Consider the following 16,114-nt stretch of genomic DNA (forward strand, 5'->3'; position numbering starts at 1 on the left):
TATCTTATCTAAGACCCATTTGCTGCAGTCTTTCTTTATAGGCTTCAAAGTCAATCAAGAGCCCTTGGCCACCGTACATGTCATAGGTATCCACCCAGTCGCCATTTTCCGGAATCGTCAGGCGCTCAACCCCGTTGCGGGAATCTCCAGCCATAGAGAGACCATTGGTCAAAAGGAAGCTGTATGGCACATTGGTCGAAGTCAAGGCAAAGACCTTACCAAGGGCCTCTGATCCAGTAAAGAGCTTGGTCGGATCCTTGACCTGCTGGAAGACCGCTGTCAATACTTCCTGCTGGCGTCGGGTTCGGCCAAAGTCGCCCTCATCATCCTTACGGAAGCGAGCGTAGTTGAGCAAGGTCCGACCGTCCATCTGCTGCTGACCGACCTTGATTGTTTGATTAGGCACCACACCGTCTTTCATGTTCAGGTCATCTGGCACTTCAACTTCAGTCACTTTCTCCCCATCGATCGTTGAGAACTGGGCATTCATGCTGACGCCATTTGGGAAAAGGGTGTCAATAGCTGTCGCAAAGGTCTGGAAATCCACCAGTGCATAATATTTGATGTCCAAATCGAAGTTATCTTTGAGCATCTGGCGGACATAGTCTGCACCGCGGTTGTGGTTTTGCTCCCCAATCGTATAGGCAGAATTGAGCTTTTGGTCATAGTAATCGGCCTGCGACGGATCGGTGTACTCATTGCTGACGCCGTCAATGTGAATAAGAGTATCACGCATAAAGCTGACCAATTTTACCTTGTGGTCCTTATTACCAACATTCAAGACCATAATAGAGTCAGTCCGCGTCTCAGTCGAGTCGTCACCAACCCGGCCATCTGTTCCGAGAATGAGGATATTCACTCCGTCCTTAGTATCCTTGCCGTCAAAGAATTCCGTTTCTGCTGGCTTAGAATTGCCAGTGTGAGCTGTCGTCAAGCCTTTGACAAACATGAAAATCATGCCGCCCAAGACCATCAGCAGGAAAATCCCTGCCCAAAGCAGAATCCGTTTCAAGCGGATTTTTTTGCGGGGTTTCTTGGGCTTGTCTTGTCCCAGACCAGCTCCTGCCAGAGCTTCCGGCTCCTTCTTTTGCTTTCTGCTGCGAGAAGAACGCTCAGGGTACTTGGGCAAGAGGCCAGAAGAATCCATTTCCACTGGCTCTTGTTCATAGGCGTCACTAACTGTATGCGGCTGCTCTTCATGGCTAGGCACACTGGCTGAACTGCCAATCCCCTTGGACTTCTGTCTCAGATAGTCAAATTCTTTCTTTTCTTTATCGTTTAGATAATAATAATTTTTATAAAGATAATCTAAGCGGAGCTGTTCATGATGGCTAAGATTTTCTGGTTTCTTCATCTCTTCTCCAATCTACTGCTACTGGTCCTGAATCAGAAACACACTGTAGCTACCAAAAATTTTATAAGTAATTCCAAGACTTGTCAACTCTTGATAGGCAAAATCCGCCAATTTTTTCTGCTCGTTGTCAATGTCAATAATGAAAAAATACTCTCCCAGAGCCGTTTTTAGAGGTCGGCTCTCAATCTTGGTCAGGTCAATCCCACGCCAAGCGAAGGTCGACAAAGCCTTATAGAGGGCACCTGGCAAATTGTCCGGCAAGGTTAAAGCCAGTGTCTGCTTGTCTCCCGTCTTGGTCAGTTGAAGCTTAGGAACCTCATGACCTAGAATCCAGAAGCGGGTATAATTTTCTTCCATTTCCTGAATATCACTGGCTGCTACTTTGAGCCCGTATTCTGCTGCAGCCGTGCGCGGGGCAATAGCCGCAAAATTCTTTTCAGGATGCTCTGCCACAAAACGAGCTGCATAGGCCGTACTAGCCGTCACCTCAATGGCAGCCTGCGGATAATGCTGGCGGATGTATTTTTTCCCTTGGGCAATAGCCTGCGGATGAGAAAATATCTTCTCGATCGGCTTCTCTAAATCCGTCACCAAGAGCTGCTGCTTGATGGGCTGGACGATCTCAGCCACCGCCTGAATGTCCGCCTGATGAAAGAGATAGTCCAGCGTCTCATGGACACTGCCCTCAATGGAATTTTCCACCGGAACAACCGAGTAATCCACTTCTCTAGCCTCATAAGCCTTCATGACCTCAGTGATATTCTGATAAGGCACCAAGTCCTGGCTTGGAAAGGCAGCTTGGGCTACATGGTGAGAAAAGGAGCCTCTGGGACCTAAAAATGCTATTTTCATTGAATTTCCTCAATAATTTCCTGCGGGCTTTTGAGCCTCGTATCGACAATCTGGGTCGCCACTTCCTCATACCAGGCCTGACGCTGCTCAAAAATCTGTTGCAAGTCTGACTTGCTCTGGTTTAAGAACAGGGGCCGCTCCTGCTCAGCATCTTGCTGGATTCGCTGATAGAGCGTTTCAAAATCTGCTTTCAGGTAGATATTGTCAGCATTCTGAGCCAGCAATCTGCGATTTTCTGGGCTGACGATTACACCACCGCCAGTTGAAACGACCAAGTCCGTATCAATCAACTCAGCCAAGAGCTGGGCTTCAGCAGACCGAAAGGCCGCTTCACCATGCTGGTCAAAATAGCTCTTGATAGACATGCCCAACCGCTGACAGAGCAGTTCATCCATATCGACAAAGTCTTGGGCTAAGGCTCTGGCCACTGTGGATTTTCCGGCTCCCATAAAGCCCAGCAATATCTTAGCCATGCATCAAGCCCTCCAAGTCGCTGAAGAAGCTTGGATAGCTAGTCTTAATAGCTTCAGATCGTTCTAGTTCCGCCTGACCACTTTGAGCCAACAAAGCAGCAATTGCCGTCATCATCCCAATACGATGGTCACCAAAGGTATTGACTTGAGCACCGTGTAAAGGTGTTTTCCCTTCGATAATCATGCCGTCTTCCGTCGGGGTAATAGCTGCGCCCATGCTATTGAGAGCGTCTGCTACTACCTGGATCCGGTCGGTTTCCTTGACTTTGAGCTCCTCTGCATCACGAATGACAGTCCGTCCCTGAGCCTGCGTCGCAAGAAGAGCAATAATCGGCAGCTCATCGATCAAGCGCGGGATAATCTCGCCGCCAATCTCAGTGCCCTTAAGCTCAGAAGTCTCAACGGTAATGGTTGCAGACTTGGCTACTGGATCAACATCTGACAGCGTCATCTGTCCGCCCATGGCCTCTATCACTTCTAGAATCCCTGTACGAGTTTCATTGATGCCGACATTCTCTAAGACAATCTTAGAGTCCGGTACAATCAATCCAGCCACCAGCCAGAAAGCTGCGCTGGAAATGTCTCCTGGGACCGTCACTTCTTGGGCAGTGAATTCCTGGCCACCCTGAATGCGAATTTCCTTGCCCTTGACCTCAATCTGTCCACCAAACTGGACAATCATATCTTCTGTATGATTACGGGTGATTTCCTTTTCTATAATGACTGACTCTCCCTGAGCCTGTATGGCAGCAAAAATCAAGGCAGACTTAACCTGAGCAGAAGCCACTGGCAACTGATAATGAATAGGCTGCAGTTCCCTGCTGCCCTTCATCTTGAGCGGTGGTAAATCACGCTCAGTCCGACCAGCAATCTCGACTCCCATCTGCCGCAGAGGAATGGTCACCCGATCCATAGGCCGCTTGGATAGACTGTCGTCACCAAACATCTCCGCTTCGAAATCCTGACCAGCCAAAACACCAGAAATCAAACGGATAGACGTTCCAGAATTGCCCATATCCAGCTTATTTTTCGGTGCTTGCAGACTTTCAAATCCTACGCCATGTATCTTGACTAGATTTCCATCGTCCTCAATCTGCACGCCTAAGTCGCGAAAAACCTGCATGGTAGACAGCACATCTTCCCCACGCAGAATGTCACGAACTGTAGTAACTCCCTTGGCCAAACTGCCAAAAATAATGGAACGGTGACTGATAGACTTATCTCCAGGTACGCGGATACGCCCTTTCAGGCCTCTTACATTGGTTGATAATTTCATAGGTGACCTCGTACTTTCCTTTGTTGCTTCTTATTTTATCATAAAAAGACCAGAAATTCTTAAAATTTCTGGAATCCTAGCTGAAGCAAAAAGAATCCAAGTATTCAGCCCAGATTCTTCTTTTTTTATTAGCTTACTTAAGCAAATCCTGCACCGGATCAAAGATGATACGCTCAATGTCCGCCAGATAGATGGACAGTTGCTGCTGCTTATTGAAGAATTCAGAAAGAACAGCATTGCCCTGAATCTTCTCACCAAAGGAAGTCATCTTATCCTGCACTTCCTGAGTCGGTACCTGACCAGTCTGAGCCAGCTGTTGCAACTCCTGCTGGAAAGCCAGATAATCTGTAAAAATAGCCTTCGCTTCGCTATCAGCATCCACTGCTTCCTTGCTTTCTGCAACTGCCTTATACTCAGGCAAATCGCGCAGATTTCTGCTCAGTTCATTGGCTAAATCATAAATATTTGACATAGAGTTCTCCAATCTATATTAGTCTTCGGACACTAGGTAATCCGTATTTTCTCTTACTATTTTAGCAGATTTTTCCAAATCTTGGTGATTTTTAAAGGTGATTTGCAGAATACCGTTAATATCTTCACGGTTTTCCTCGTTGATACGAATGTTGACGACTGAAATTCCGCGCAGAAGCTCTAAAATACCCAAAATCGCATCTTCTTCGTCAGGCACCTCAATAAAGAGGTCGTAAAAGCTGTCCACACCGGCTCGCTTATGAATTTCCATCTGCTTACGGCTTTGCCGTCCTCGGTCGAAAAATTCCCAGATAGCTGTCTCGTCCTTTGCCTCAATCGCTGCGGCAACCTTGTCTAACTGGTTTTTAAAATCTTCCAGCCGCTCCAAGATAGCTTGAGGATTTGTCAAGAGAATAGAGGTCCACATACCAGGCTCGCTCTCCGCAATCCGTGTCATATCTCGAAAACCACCGGCTGCAAAAGATTGGGTCAGCTCGTGCTCTTGGCTATAAGCTGCCGCTTGCTCCATCAGGCTGGAGGCTAGGATATGCGGAAAATGGCTGATTTGACTGGTCACTCGGTCGTGCTCGGCTGCGTCCACCTGGATAAAGCGGGCGTGAAGACCACTCAGCAAGTCTTGCATTTCCTCAAGCGTACCAGGCTTGGTCAGGCTAGAGGGCGTGAAAATATAATAGGCATTTTCAAAGAGAGTGACATGGGCTGCCTTGGCTCCGGTCTTGTGACTTCCAGCCATCGGGTGAGCTCCGACAAAGCGGACGGGCTTATTCTTCAGATACTTTTCTGCTGCTACCACAATCTCAGCCTTGGTCGATCCAGCATCTGAGATGATAACATTTTCCTTCAGGTTCAGCTCCGCTAGATTCTTGATAAATGCTATGGTCTGCTTGATGGGCACAGCCAGAATAATCACATCAGCCAATGGAGCAAAGGCGGCAAAATCATCCGTTACCCGGTCTACCATTCCACGTTCCAAGGCAACTCTACGCGATTCTTCACTTCTGTTATAGCCGAGAATTTCAATCTCAGGATGAGCTCGCCTGATGCCCAGAGCCAAAGAAGCTCCAATCAGTCCCAGACCTGCGATATAGACTGTTTTTCTCTCCATGCCCACTCCTTTCTTCTAAAAGTTCTTGACAAATTCCCGATGGCGGGCTACCGCATCCTTTAGTTCTTCCAGATTGTCCGAAGAGAACTTCTCCAGAACTTCGGTGGCTAAAACTGTTGCCACCACGCTTTCCATGACAACACCCGCCGCTGGCAGAGCCGTAGGATCGCTCCGCTCTACTGTCGCCTTATAAGGCTCATGGGTCTCAATATCCACGCTCATCAGAGGCTTGTAAAGGGTTGGAATGGGCTTCATAACACCTCGCACCACGATTGGCTGACCATTGGTCATACCGCCCTCAAAGCCGCCTAGATTATTGGTCCTGCGAGTGAAGCCATCTTCCTCAGACCAGAGGATTTCATCCATGACTTGACTGCCCTTGAGACGGCCGGCTTCAAAGCCCACACCAAACTCGACTCCCTTGAAAGCATTGATGGACACGACTCCTTGAGCAATCTTGGCATCCAGCTTCTTGTCCCACTGGACATAGGAGCCCAGACCGACCGGCACACCACCAACGACAGTCTCAATGACACCACCGATGGTATCCCCGTCTTTCTTAATCTGGTCAATGTAGGCCTTGATTTCTTCTTCGCGATCGGGATTGACAATGGAAACCTCTGACTGGGCAGCTCTTTCCTTGATTTCTCCTACAGTCAGATTGTTCGGCACATCAATATCAATACCACCAAAGGTTACGATATGGCTGGCTACCTCCACACCGATTTCTTCCAGCAAACGCTTGGCTACTGCTCCAACTGCTACACGCATGGTCGTTTCGCGGGCAGAAGAACGCTCAAGGGAATTTCGTAAATCGTCAAAGCGGTATTTCATACCACCAATCAAGTCCGCATGTCCAGGGCGTGGTTTGGTAATCTTGCGCAGCCCTTTTTTCTTTTCATCCACATCTGCCGCGCTCATAATCTCCAGCCACTTCTGATGATCCAGATTTGTAACATTGAGGGTAATCGGGCCGCCCATGGTCAAGCCATGACGAACCCCAGACGTAATCTCGACTTGATCGCTTTCAATCTTCATGCGGGCACCGCGTCCGTACCCACCCTGGCGTCGCTTGAGCTCAGCATTGATATAATCAGCGGTCAGAGGAAGACCAGCCGGCACTCCCTCAATAATAGCTGTCAGACGTGGTCCGTGGGATTCTCCTGCTGTTAAGTATCTCATACATTTTCTCCTATTTCTGGGACGGAAAGATATGGACAACCTGTCTATTTTTATTCAAACTGTCCAATCGTCTTAAACTCCATCTGGCACTCATTTCTTCAGAAATTCTTTCATCTCTTCCAACGGAATCTGGTGAATACTAGCCGACCCTAGCTCGGGCACCAGTACTAGCTTGATAGAGTTGCCTCTAGCCTTCTTATCATGGGTTACGGCCTGATAAAGAGCATTCTCATTCCAAGGCTGGTAATCCACCGGCAAGCCAAACTTCTGACACATATGGATGATGTTTTCTGTGATTCCGGCTGGCATAAGGCCTTTCTTTTCAGCGACACGGGAAACCTGTACCATGCCAATCGCCACGGCTTCACCGTGCATGACTTTTCCATAGCCCGCTATCGCTTCAATAGCGTGCCCAATAGTATGGCCGAAGTTCAGGTAAAGGCGAACACCATTATCCAGCTCGTCCTCGACCACAATCTTACGCTTGACATCACAGGAATGGTAAATGATGCTCTCCGCATGCTCCAAAATAGACTCTGGACTGCCATCCATTTCTGACAGCTCATCCCAGAGTTCCTTATCCTCAATCAAGCCGTACTTGACCACCTCGCCCATGCCTTCGATTAGTTCCCGCTGACCCAAAGTATACAAGACCTCTGGGTCAATCAGAACTCCGTCAGGCTGGGTAAAAGTTCCTACCATATTCTTGGCCCAAGGTGTATTGACACCTGTCTTACCACCGATAGAGGAGTCCACTTGAGCAGTCAGGCTGGTCGGAATCTGCACGAAATGAACGCCCCGCATGTAGGTCGAAGCAACAAATCCTGCCAAATCACCAACAACGCCGCCTCCCAAGGCTACAATGCCGTCACTGCGGGTCAGACCAACCTTAACCAAAAACTCATAGACTTTGTTGACCGTCTTTAAGTTCTTGCTGGCTTCACCCTCCAAAAAGTCAAAGACAAAAGTCTCAAACCCAGCCGCTTCCAAGCTCAGCTTGACCTTTTCCGCATAGAGTCGAGCCACTCGATTGTCCGTGACGATAACTACCTTCTGAGGCTGCCAAAGCTGACTCAGCCAACTTCCAGCCTGAGATAAAGACCCCTTTTTGATGAGAATATCATAGGGATGATGCGGGAGATTCACATTCAGTTTCATAAGCGCCTCCTTATTTATACAATTCTTCTAAACACTGCCAAATTTCCTGACTGGGCATGGTTTTACCAGTCCAAAGCTCAAAGGCTTCTGCTCCTTGATAAAGCAGCATACCAAGTCCATTGATTGTTGTGACATTTTGATTTCTGGCCCATTTGAGAAAGGGCGTTTCAAAAGGTTGGTAGATAACATCCGCAACTAAAATCTGGCAAGGCAACTCAATCTGTTTAGGTAGGGGCATGCTGATGCCATCCATGCCTAGACTGGTCCCATTTACCAGAAGGTCTGATTGGTTAATTCTATCCTGCAAGCTATCCGTATCTTCCAAAGTTAGTACCTGGATACGACTCTTGGTTTGGCGGCTAATAGCTGCTATCTTTCTGACAATCTTCTCATAGGAAGCCTGTCGAGTGAAAACAAAAATTTCCTCTGCATTGTCCAAAGCTGCTTGAGCAATAATCGCTGTCGCTGCTCCACCTGCCCCCAAAATCGTCATTTTTTTGCCCCGAATAGCAAAAGAAGGCAAGCTCTTAAAAAATCCCTTGCCATCTGTGTTATAACCAACTAAAATTCCATTTTTATTCACAACCGTATTGACCGCTCCGATAAGGCGGGAACTGACATCCAGCTCGTCCAGATAAGGTATCACTTCCTGCTTATAGGGCATGGAAAGATTGACACCAAACATATCGTATCTGCGGATATTTTCTATACTGGCCTGCAGATCCTTCGCTTCTACTTCCCAAGCTAGATAGACACCATTGACACCAGTCTTTTCAAAAGCCATATTGTGAATAAGAGGAGAAATACTGTGCTTAATTGGCTTGGCAACCACAGCAGCCATGCGGGTGTGGCCATTAATTCTCATTCAAAATCTCCTGGATTTTCTTCATATTGCTCAGAGAAATCTGACCAGGTGCTGACGCTATCTCCTGACTGGCAAAAGACCAGCTGGAACCTGTCAAGTCAGCCGCAATGCGTGAAATTTTGCCGACTTTTCCCATGGAAATGGTGACAAAATCCTGCTCAGGATTCAAAGTCTTGAAACCGCGAGTATAGTTCATCAAGTCCAGCACATCCTGCTCATTGTGAGCCATGACAGAAACCTTGACTACCTTAGGGGTCAGAGAAGTCAGCTCAGACAGGATTTCCATCATATTTTCAGGCGTTTCCTCGAAGTTGTGGTAGCTTAGCACCAGATTAGGAAACTCGAGCATTTCTTCAAATTTCCCCTTGTGAGAGAAATATTCAAAGTCGATATAATCCGGCTGGTAAAAACCGGCCACTTCCTTGATAAGAGCTACATATTCATCATCGGACAGTTCGATTTCTCCGCCTTCCTGACGGGTCCGCAGCGTGAAAATCAACTCACGTCCGGCAAATTTTTCAAAAATAGCTGGCGCAACATTTAAAATGTCATCCTTGGCCAGAAAATCTGCCCGCCACTCAATAATATCCGCATCTTCATAGCGTGATACATCAATTTCTTGAGCTTCTTCTAAACTCTTGGGCATTACAGAAACGACTAATTTCATTGGTCCACCTTTATTGTAAATACCTTGAGGTAATTACTGCTCCCGTCTTTTTTATTATAGACAAAGTCTGCTGGCAGACCATACTCCGCAAGATAGCGGTGCTTTCTGCCGGCAAGACCTTTTTCAATTTCTTGTTTAAACTTACTTTTGGAAAGATTGGCTGCATTGGTACTTAAAATCATGATTCCCTGAGGATTCAGGATTTCCAAAGCTTGTGCAACCAAACGATGATAATCTTTAGCAACTGAGAATGTCCGCTTCTTATTTCTAGCAAAGCTAGGCGGGTCTATCACAATGACATCAAAGCTTAGAACGTGACGCTTAGCGTATTTAAAATAATCAAAGACATCCATCACCTGAAAGCGATGCTGATCCAGTGTCAGACCATTGGCCATAAAATGAGCTTCAGACAGCTCACGGCTGCGCTTGGCCAAATCAACTGATATTGTCTGACTGGCACCGCCCATGGCTGCTGCAACTGAAAAAGCAGCTGTATAGGAAAACATATTGAGTAAACTTTTACCAGTAGCCAGACCATCTACCAGACTAGCACGCACATCGTGCTGATCCAGAAAGATACCGGTCATGAGACCGTCATTCAGAAAAACCTGATAGCGAACACCGTTCTCCAAGATTGTGAAGGTTTCTGGCGCTTCCGCTCCGTAGAGATGAGCCGATTCGTAGTTCAAACCCTTGAAACGAATCTTTTCATAAGCTCCCTGAATCTCTGGAAAAACCTTAACAAAGGCTGTTAGAATCCGCTCCTTGATAGCAAAGACAAAGTCATTGTACCAAGAAAAAAGCGCAAAATCATTGTAGAAATCCACTGTAAAGCCACCGAAGCCATCCCCCTCTTGATTAAAGAGTCGAAAGGCTGTCGTGTCAGCCGAATGGAAATAAGTAGAACGTCTGCCCTTAGCCTGCTCAAAGAGGCCTTGAAAAAAATCCGAGTTCAGCTCTACCTTCTTCTGGGAAATCAGCCAGCCAACTCCCTTATTCTGCGGAGAGAGATAGGCTGTGCCTAAAAACTTTCCCTGATGGTTTTGTAGCTCCACACATTGATTCTGAAGCGAGAGAGCGCCAAAATCCTTTTTATCTAATAAAAGAATGCCCTTTCTCAGTTTTTCTTCTGCCTGTTGAGTAACAGTAAGTTTATTCATAAATTATATTATACCAAAGATTGTGAAAATTCTCAAAACATATTTTACATTTGAGTTAATAAAAGATTTCACAAACGAGTACAAAACGACTATAAACCTCTCCATAGAGAGGATAAGGCTTTTATAGAAATATTACAATTTCGCCGATTTAAAATATCTCAAATGCGGCTCAAATTTTCCTTAACTGGAGAAATTATGTTATACTTAGAGGAGAAAATTTTTAGGAAATAAGACAAGGAAGTAACTTTTTGTGAAAAAAATAACCAAGAATTTACTCAATTTCATGAGTACGAGACTAGGTTTTGTCTTGACTTTACTGGTCCTCTATTGGATAAAAACCATGTGGGCCTACACGATTGATTTCAACCTTGATATTCAAGGTTTCTATCAAGTATTTTTAGCTATTATCAACCCTTTCCCTATCAGCCTTTTGCTGCTGGGGCTGGCACTTTATGTAAAACGAACCAAATTATTCTACAGCCTAGCCTTCGGAATCTATCTGCTCCTCTTTGCTTGGCTGGTATCTAACTCCATTTACTACCGCGAGTTCAGTGACTTTGTCACTGTAAACACTATGCTGGCTTCTAGCAGCGTTTCAGCTGGACTTGGTGAGGCAGCACTTGAGCTCTTCCGCCCTTGGGATATTCTTTATCTGATTGATTTTCCGATTTTGGCCTTCTTATTCTTTAAGAAATACATCCGAATGGATGACCGACCTTTCAATAAACGCGCCAGCTTTGCTGTAACCTCCCTGTCTGCCATGCTTTTCTCAGCCAACCTTTTCTTGGCTGAAATTGACCGACCTGAGCTCTTGTCACGTGGATTTTCCAACTATTATGTCGTTCGGGCTCTGGGCTTGCCAGCCTTTCTAGGTTACAGTGCTAACCAGACATATACCGCCAATCGTGAGCGTTCCAAAGCTTCTGAAAAAGACTTGGAACCAGTAACAGAATATATCCAATCCCATTATGCGGAACCAAATCCAGAATATTACGGGATTGCCAAAGGCCGCAATGTTATCTATGTCCATCTGGAAAGCTTCCAGCAGTTCCTGATTGACTATAAGCTGCAGGCAGATGGGAAAGAGTACGAGGTGACACCTTTCCTTAATTCCCTCTACCACTCCAATTCGACTCTGGCTTTCTCTAATGTCTTCAACCAGGTCAAGGCTGGTAAGACTTCTGATGCTGAAACCATGATTGAAACTGGACTCTTCGGTCTCAACCAAGGATCCTTTATGGTTAACTACGGTGGTACTAATACCCAGCAAGCTGCACCTTTTATTCTTTCCAAAAACGGCGGCTACACTTCCGCTGTTTTCCACGGAAACACTGGAAGCTTCTGGAACCGCAATACAGCTTACAAGCAATGGGGTTATAACTATTTCTTCGATGCGTCTTACTTTACCAAGCAGGACGACACCAACTCTTTCCAGTATGGTTTGAACGACAAGATTATGCTGAAAGATTCCATCAAATATCTGGAACACCTGCAGCAGCCTTTCTATGCTAAATATATCACGGTTTCCAATCACTATCCTTACACGACTAGCTTGATTGGTGACGAGATTGGCTTCCCTCTGGCTAAGACCAAGGATGAAACCATCAACGGCTACTTTGCCACTGCCAACTATCTAGATTCTTCTGTCAAGGCCTTGTTTGATTATCTTAAAGAATCTGGCCTCTATGACAACTCTATTATCGTTCTCTATGGAGACCATTTTGGAATTTCCCAAACCCGTAATCCTAACTTGGCCCCTCTTGTAGGCAAGACTTCTGAGACTTGGTCCAACTACGACAATGCCATGATGCAGCGCGTGCCTTACATGGTTGTAGTCCCTGGCATGGACAAAGGAAAGATAATTGATACCTACGCCGGTCAAGTAGATATGCTGCCAACATTGGAGCATTTACTGGGCATTGACTCTAAAAACTACCTTCAGGTCGGTCAAGATATGTTATCAACTCAGCATCAGCAAATCACAGCTTTCCGATCCAGCAATAACTTTGTTACTCCAAAATACACTAGCTTCAACGGACGGACCTACTACACCCAAACCGGTGAAGAAATTACCAATCCTGACGAAACCATCAAGAAAGAACTGGATGAAATTCGTAATGCTGCCAATACCCAGCTTAAGATGAGTGACGCTATTCAGACCGGCGACTTGATTCGCTTCTACAAGGGAAATGACTTAGGCAAAGTCAACCCTAAAGACTATTCTTACCTAAATTCAATGAAGGCCTTGTTGGCTATTGAAAAGGAAAAAGGCGACCAATCAACCAGTCTTTACTCTAAGCGAGGCAATGTCTCCACTGTGGACCTCTTTAATTCGCCAAGCTATCGTGCACTGCATCCAGAGCAGTTCCAAACTAGCAGCAGCGACGAAGACAGCAGTCAAGAAAACTCAAGCTCTTCCAGCTCTAGCTCCACAGCCAATCCATAGATAGCAAAAGCCTTAAGTCCATTGGACTTAAGGCTTTTCAGGCTCTATAATTTCTGTAGTGGGTAAAACCGCTGTAGGAATGATGGAGCCTCTTTTGTTGTAGAAAAAAAAGTCCCATAAGTCCTATAATGAAAAGCGATGAAACTATCATTAGAAAGACTCTTATGGAACAGTTCAATTTTATCACAAACTTACTGGGAATAAAAGACCCTAACATCACTATCTTGGATGTTCTAGATGCTGGAACTCATAAAGAAATCATCGCTAAGCTGGATTATCCTGCTCCTAAATGCCCTCACTGCCAAGGACAAATGGCTAAATATGACTTCCAGAAAGAAGCAAAAATTCCCTATCTAGAGTGTGCGGGATATAAAACGCTGATTCGCTTAAAGAAACGACGTTTTCGCTGTAAAGTCTGTAGGAAAATGGCTGTCGCAGAGACTTCCTTAGTCAAGAAGAATCACCAAATCGCAGCCATCGTCAACCAGAAAATCGCTCAAAAACTAATCGAGAAAGTCCCTATGACAGCCTTCGCTGAAAGCTTAGCTGTCTCTACTTCCACCGTCATTCGTAAATTGAAAGAATTCAAGTTCAAGACTGACCTTAACTGCCTTCCAGAATACATGAGCTGGGATGTGGAAACAGTCAGGGAAGTGACTGTTTCAATCGGCAGATAGAGATGAGCTTCATTGCACAGGATTTTGATTCAAGAAGGATTATAGCTATCTTAGACGGACGGACTCAAGCAACGATTCGCAATCACTTTCTGCGCTATTCCAGACAGGTCCGAAACCAAGTCAAAATCATTACCATGGACATGTTTAGTCCCTACTACGATATTGCCAGAAAACTATTTCCAAACACTAAAATCGTTCTGGATCGTTTTCGCATTGTACAACATCTAAGTCGAGCTATGAACCGCCTTCGCATCCAAATCATGAATCCGTTTGATAGGAAATCACACGAATATAAGGCCATCAAACGCTACTGGAAACTCATTCAACAGGATAGCCGTAAACTAAGCCATAAACGATTTTATCGCCCGACTTTTCGCATGCACTTGACCAATAGAGAGATTCTAGAAAAGCTTCTCTATTGCTCCCAAGAACTCCAAGAACACTATAAACTCTACCAACTCCTGCTTTTTCATTTTCAAGAGAAAAAAACTGAGCATTTCTTTGGACTCATTGAAGATACCATTTCTTATGTAAATCCTATTTTTCAAACTGTTTTTAAGACTTTCTTGAAAAACAAGGATAAGATCCTGAACGCACTGGAACTGCCCTACTCAAACGCAAAACTAGAAGCTACTAACAACCTCATCAACCTCATCAAAGTCATCAAGCGAAACGCTTTCGGCTTTCGGAACTTTGACAATTTTAAAACTAGAATCCTCATCGCTTTGAACATCAAAAAGGAGAGGACTGATTTAGTCCTCTCCAGATTATAACTTTTCATTAACCCACTACAGTTGACAAAGAGCCCGAAAAAGAGGGATAAGTTGCAGATAAGTGAAAACCTCTAAAGTTGGAAAACTTTAGAGGTTCATGCTAAGTTTGAAAATGCTGGTGCAAGATAGCAAAGTAGTCTTCTGGATTGTGGAGAAATGGGAAGTGGCCGCTGTTTTTAATGGTGAACACCTGAGCGCTGGGATAGCGGCTGATGACAAAGTGCATGCTAGCACCAAAAATATCATTGTCACCGAAAGTCACGGTAATAGGAAAAGCAGGATCTTCTAGTCGGGGCAAGAGAGGATAGGCCATAATTTCCTTTCTTGTCTGATTGCCTGCTTGGACTGAAACATTGCTCATGTCTAGTTTCACATCATGAAAGGCTGGATAGTCGGCATTGTAATTGCGAGCAACCTGACGATAGAGAGCCTGCGAAGCCTTGGAACTGCCAAGACCTCCCAGCAGAGAATAGATTCCCATTTTCAGCCATTCGATAGTCGTGCAGTGATTTTTATTGTAATTCATCATTTCCTTTTCCATTTGTTTCCACTGCTTGCCCGTGCCTGTTCCCGGCGAGGAAAGAAAGAGACTAAGGAGCCGCTCAGGGATTTTGCTGGCGTAGATTTGCGCGTACAATCCACCCCAGGAATGCCCCAAAAGGTGAAATTTATCTACATTGAAGTGGTCGGCGATTGTGTTGATGTCTGCAATGTAGGCCTCCATGCTGTAGTCGCCACTCGGACAGGGCGATTTCCTCGTTCCCCGCTGGTGAAAGACAATCAGTTGATAATCTTTTTCGAGCTTAGGGATAAAGAGCTTGAAGTCATCAGGCGTTCCCGGTCCACCGTGCAGCAGGATAATCGTTTCCTTGTCAGGATTGGGGTAGCAGATGGTGTAGAGCTGGTCGGAGCCATTTCGGATCATCGTTTCGATTTTTTGAGAATGAGTCATCGTTTTCCTTTCTTTTAATAGAGCGTCCACCACTGATAAAGAGACCAGTAGAGGAGATTGAGTATTGTAATAAGCGAAGCGCTGCTGGTTAAGTAGGTCAAGACCTTTTTACTCTTGCTCACTTGGAATTTGGAGCGCATGAAAAATGGGGCAATCAAGCTAATCAGAAGGCTAGCACCTATTGCCGCAAAGCCCATAGAAAACCAAACACGGTCGCTTTGTGAGCTACTAAGTTTTAAGACGCTTTGGATAAAGAAGAAAAGTAGCAGCATGGTAGACAAAATAAGCTCACAAGTCAGGTGTTGCCAGAGCGACCAAGCAAAGGGAGCAGACTGACTGTTTTTTCGTGTTCCTTGTGGAAATTTTCAATTTTCTGACCGATTTGGTCATAAGGCGTGCCCGACGGCAATTTTTGCTGGTCAGCTCGAACTTGCGCTGCTCCAAAAGCCACCAAGCCACATGTTACCAGCGCCACAGCGCTTTTCAAAAATGATGGTTTCATGATATCCTCCTTAAGATGTATTTTCCCCTTTGCACCCTTATCCTAACAAATGGACAATAGCAAATCTACCCCTTTTCGGTAAGTGGTAAGATTTCCTAAGTAAGTGGTAGAAAAAGTAGCTCTATAATTTCTGTAGTGGGTAAAACCACTGTAGGAATGAGCGAAATGCTTTCGGATTTC

Annotated in this window: 15 protein-coding genes; 2 read left to right on the top strand and 13 right to left on the bottom strand. The window is 45.5% G+C overall.

What is annotated here, in order from left to right:
- Nucleotides 1-4 precede the first annotated feature (4 nt).
- The 11 genes from PCY71_RS03010 to PCY71_RS03060 form a co-directional block, all read right to left on the bottom strand.
- Nucleotides 5-1,354 (bottom strand): LCP family protein, encoded by a 1,350-nt coding sequence (locus PCY71_RS03010; RefSeq protein WP_101771525.1) that lies wholly within the window; start codon nucleotides 1,352-1,354, stop codon nucleotides 5-7.
- An 18-nt stretch (nucleotides 1,355-1,372) separates the two neighbouring features.
- Complete coding sequence (gene pheA, locus PCY71_RS03015; protein WP_101771526.1) at nucleotides 1,373-2,206, bottom strand: prephenate dehydratase; 834 nt, start codon at nucleotides 2,204-2,206, stop codon at nucleotides 1,373-1,375.
- Nucleotides 2,203-2,679 carry a shikimate kinase gene (locus PCY71_RS03020; RefSeq protein WP_101771527.1) on the bottom strand — a complete coding sequence of 159 codons (477 nt, stop codon included), beginning with the start codon at nucleotides 2,677-2,679 and terminating at the stop codon, nucleotides 2,203-2,205. Before PCY71_RS03020 ends, pheA begins: the two co-directional genes overlap by 4 nt.
- Entirely contained in the window at nucleotides 2,672-3,955 is a 1,284-nt protein-coding gene (gene aroA / locus PCY71_RS03025; protein ID WP_301412443.1) for a 3-phosphoshikimate 1-carboxyvinyltransferase, read from the bottom strand. The genes PCY71_RS03020 and aroA overlap by 8 nt, the downstream gene beginning before the upstream one ends.
- A gap of 133 nt (nucleotides 3,956-4,088) precedes the next feature.
- Nucleotides 4,089-4,427, bottom strand: coding sequence for a YlbF/YmcA family competence regulator (locus tag PCY71_RS03030; RefSeq protein ID WP_009659474.1), 339 nt, complete (start codon nucleotides 4,425-4,427; stop codon nucleotides 4,089-4,091).
- A gap of 18 nt (nucleotides 4,428-4,445) precedes the next feature.
- Nucleotides 4,446-5,552: a prephenate dehydrogenase gene (locus PCY71_RS03035; RefSeq protein WP_048771467.1), complete on the bottom strand. Its 1,107-nt coding sequence runs from the start codon at nucleotides 5,550-5,552 to the stop codon at nucleotides 4,446-4,448.
- 15 nt (nucleotides 5,553-5,567) lie between these two features.
- Nucleotides 5,568-6,734: a chorismate synthase gene (aroC, locus tag PCY71_RS03040; RefSeq protein ID WP_048771464.1), complete on the bottom strand. Its 1,167-nt coding sequence runs from the start codon at nucleotides 6,732-6,734 to the stop codon at nucleotides 5,568-5,570.
- 90 nt (nucleotides 6,735-6,824) lie between these two features.
- Nucleotides 6,825-7,892: a 3-dehydroquinate synthase gene (gene aroB, locus PCY71_RS03045; RefSeq protein ID WP_048771461.1), complete on the bottom strand. Its 1,068-nt coding sequence runs from the start codon at nucleotides 7,890-7,892 to the stop codon at nucleotides 6,825-6,827.
- A 10-nt stretch (nucleotides 7,893-7,902) separates the two neighbouring features.
- Entirely contained in the window at nucleotides 7,903-8,757 is an 855-nt protein-coding gene (locus tag PCY71_RS03050; protein ID WP_048771458.1) for a shikimate dehydrogenase, read from the bottom strand.
- Nucleotides 8,747-9,424 (bottom strand): type I 3-dehydroquinate dehydratase, encoded by a 678-nt coding sequence (gene aroD, locus PCY71_RS03055; RefSeq protein ID WP_048771456.1) that lies wholly within the window; start codon nucleotides 9,422-9,424, stop codon nucleotides 8,747-8,749. The genes PCY71_RS03050 and aroD overlap by 11 nt, the downstream gene beginning before the upstream one ends.
- Nucleotides 9,421-10,584 (bottom strand): class I SAM-dependent rRNA methyltransferase, encoded by a 1,164-nt coding sequence (locus PCY71_RS03060; RefSeq protein WP_048771454.1) that lies wholly within the window; start codon nucleotides 10,582-10,584, stop codon nucleotides 9,421-9,423. The genes aroD and PCY71_RS03060 overlap by 4 nt, the downstream gene beginning before the upstream one ends.
- Before the next feature lie 250 nt (nucleotides 10,585-10,834).
- Here PCY71_RS03060 and PCY71_RS03065 point away from each other — a divergent pair, with 250 nt between their 5' ends.
- Nucleotides 10,835-13,030: an LTA synthase family protein gene (locus PCY71_RS03065; protein ID WP_048771452.1), complete on the top strand. Its 2,196-nt coding sequence runs from the start codon at nucleotides 10,835-10,837 to the stop codon at nucleotides 13,028-13,030.
- A gap of 164 nt (nucleotides 13,031-13,194) precedes the next feature.
- Nucleotides 13,195-14,480 (top strand): ISL3 family transposase gene (locus PCY71_RS03070; protein ID WP_275043514.1). Its coding sequence is split into 2 segments (ribosomal slippage): nucleotides 13,195-13,705 and nucleotides 13,705-14,480, totalling 1,287 coding nucleotides; the frame shifts between segments, so codons are not numbered across the junction.
- A gap of 100 nt (nucleotides 14,481-14,580) precedes the next feature.
- Here PCY71_RS03070 and PCY71_RS03075 read toward each other — a convergent pair.
- Both PCY71_RS03075 and PCY71_RS03080 read right to left on the bottom strand, forming a co-directional pair.
- Nucleotides 14,581-15,432 carry an alpha/beta hydrolase gene (locus tag PCY71_RS03075; RefSeq protein ID WP_048774186.1) on the bottom strand — a complete coding sequence of 284 codons (852 nt, stop codon included), beginning with the start codon at nucleotides 15,430-15,432 and terminating at the stop codon, nucleotides 14,581-14,583.
- A 295-nt stretch (nucleotides 15,433-15,727) separates the two neighbouring features.
- Nucleotides 15,728-15,934, bottom strand: a complete 207-nt coding sequence (locus PCY71_RS03080) for a hypothetical protein (RefSeq protein WP_048774188.1) — start codon at nucleotides 15,932-15,934, stop codon at nucleotides 15,728-15,730.
- Between the last annotated feature and the right edge of the window lie 180 nt (nucleotides 15,935-16,114).

The sequence above is a fragment of the Streptococcus sp. SN3 genome (assembly GCF_030439905.1).

What these genes read in the sequence shown, in the direction of transcription:
- aroC (WP_048771464.1), bottom strand. Translation starts at nt 6,734, where the DNA reads ATGAGATACTTAACAGCAGGAGAATCCCACGGACCACGTCTGACAGCT.
- aroA (WP_301412443.1), bottom strand. Translation starts at nt 3,955, where the DNA reads ATGAAATTATCAACCAATGTAAGAGGCCTGAAAGGGCGTATCCGCGTA.
- PCY71_RS03075 (WP_048774186.1), bottom strand. Translation starts at nt 15,432, where the DNA reads ATGACTCATTCTCAAAAAATCGAAACGATGATCCGAAATGGCTCCGAC.
- aroD (WP_048771456.1), bottom strand. Translation starts at nt 9,424, where the DNA reads ATGAAATTAGTCGTTTCTGTAATGCCCAAGAGTTTAGAAGAAGCTCAA.
- pheA (WP_101771526.1), bottom strand. Translation starts at nt 2,206, where the DNA reads ATGAAAATAGCATTTTTAGGTCCCAGAGGCTCCTTTTCTCACCATGTA.
- PCY71_RS03050 (WP_048771458.1), bottom strand. Translation starts at nt 8,757, where the DNA reads ATGAGAATTAATGGCCACACCCGCATGGCTGCTGTGGTTGCCAAGCCA.
- PCY71_RS03020 (WP_101771527.1), bottom strand. Translation starts at nt 2,679, where the DNA reads ATGGCTAAGATATTGCTGGGCTTTATGGGAGCCGGAAAATCCACAGTG.
- PCY71_RS03010 (WP_101771525.1), bottom strand. Translation starts at nt 1,354, where the DNA reads ATGAAGAAACCAGAAAATCTTAGCCATCATGAACAGCTCCGCTTAGAT.
- PCY71_RS03060 (WP_048771454.1), bottom strand. Translation starts at nt 10,584, where the DNA reads ATGAATAAACTTACTGTTACTCAACAGGCAGAAGAAAAACTGAGAAAG.
- aroB (WP_048771461.1), bottom strand. Translation starts at nt 7,892, where the DNA reads ATGAAACTGAATGTGAATCTCCCGCATCATCCCTATGATATTCTCATC.
- PCY71_RS03030 (WP_009659474.1), bottom strand. Translation starts at nt 4,427, where the DNA reads ATGTCAAATATTTATGATTTAGCCAATGAACTGAGCAGAAATCTGCGC.
- PCY71_RS03035 (WP_048771467.1), bottom strand. Translation starts at nt 5,552, where the DNA reads ATGGAGAGAAAAACAGTCTATATCGCAGGTCTGGGACTGATTGGAGCT.
- PCY71_RS03080 (WP_048774188.1), bottom strand. Translation starts at nt 15,934, where the DNA reads ATGAAACCATCATTTTTGAAAAGCGCTGTGGCGCTGGTAACATGTGGC.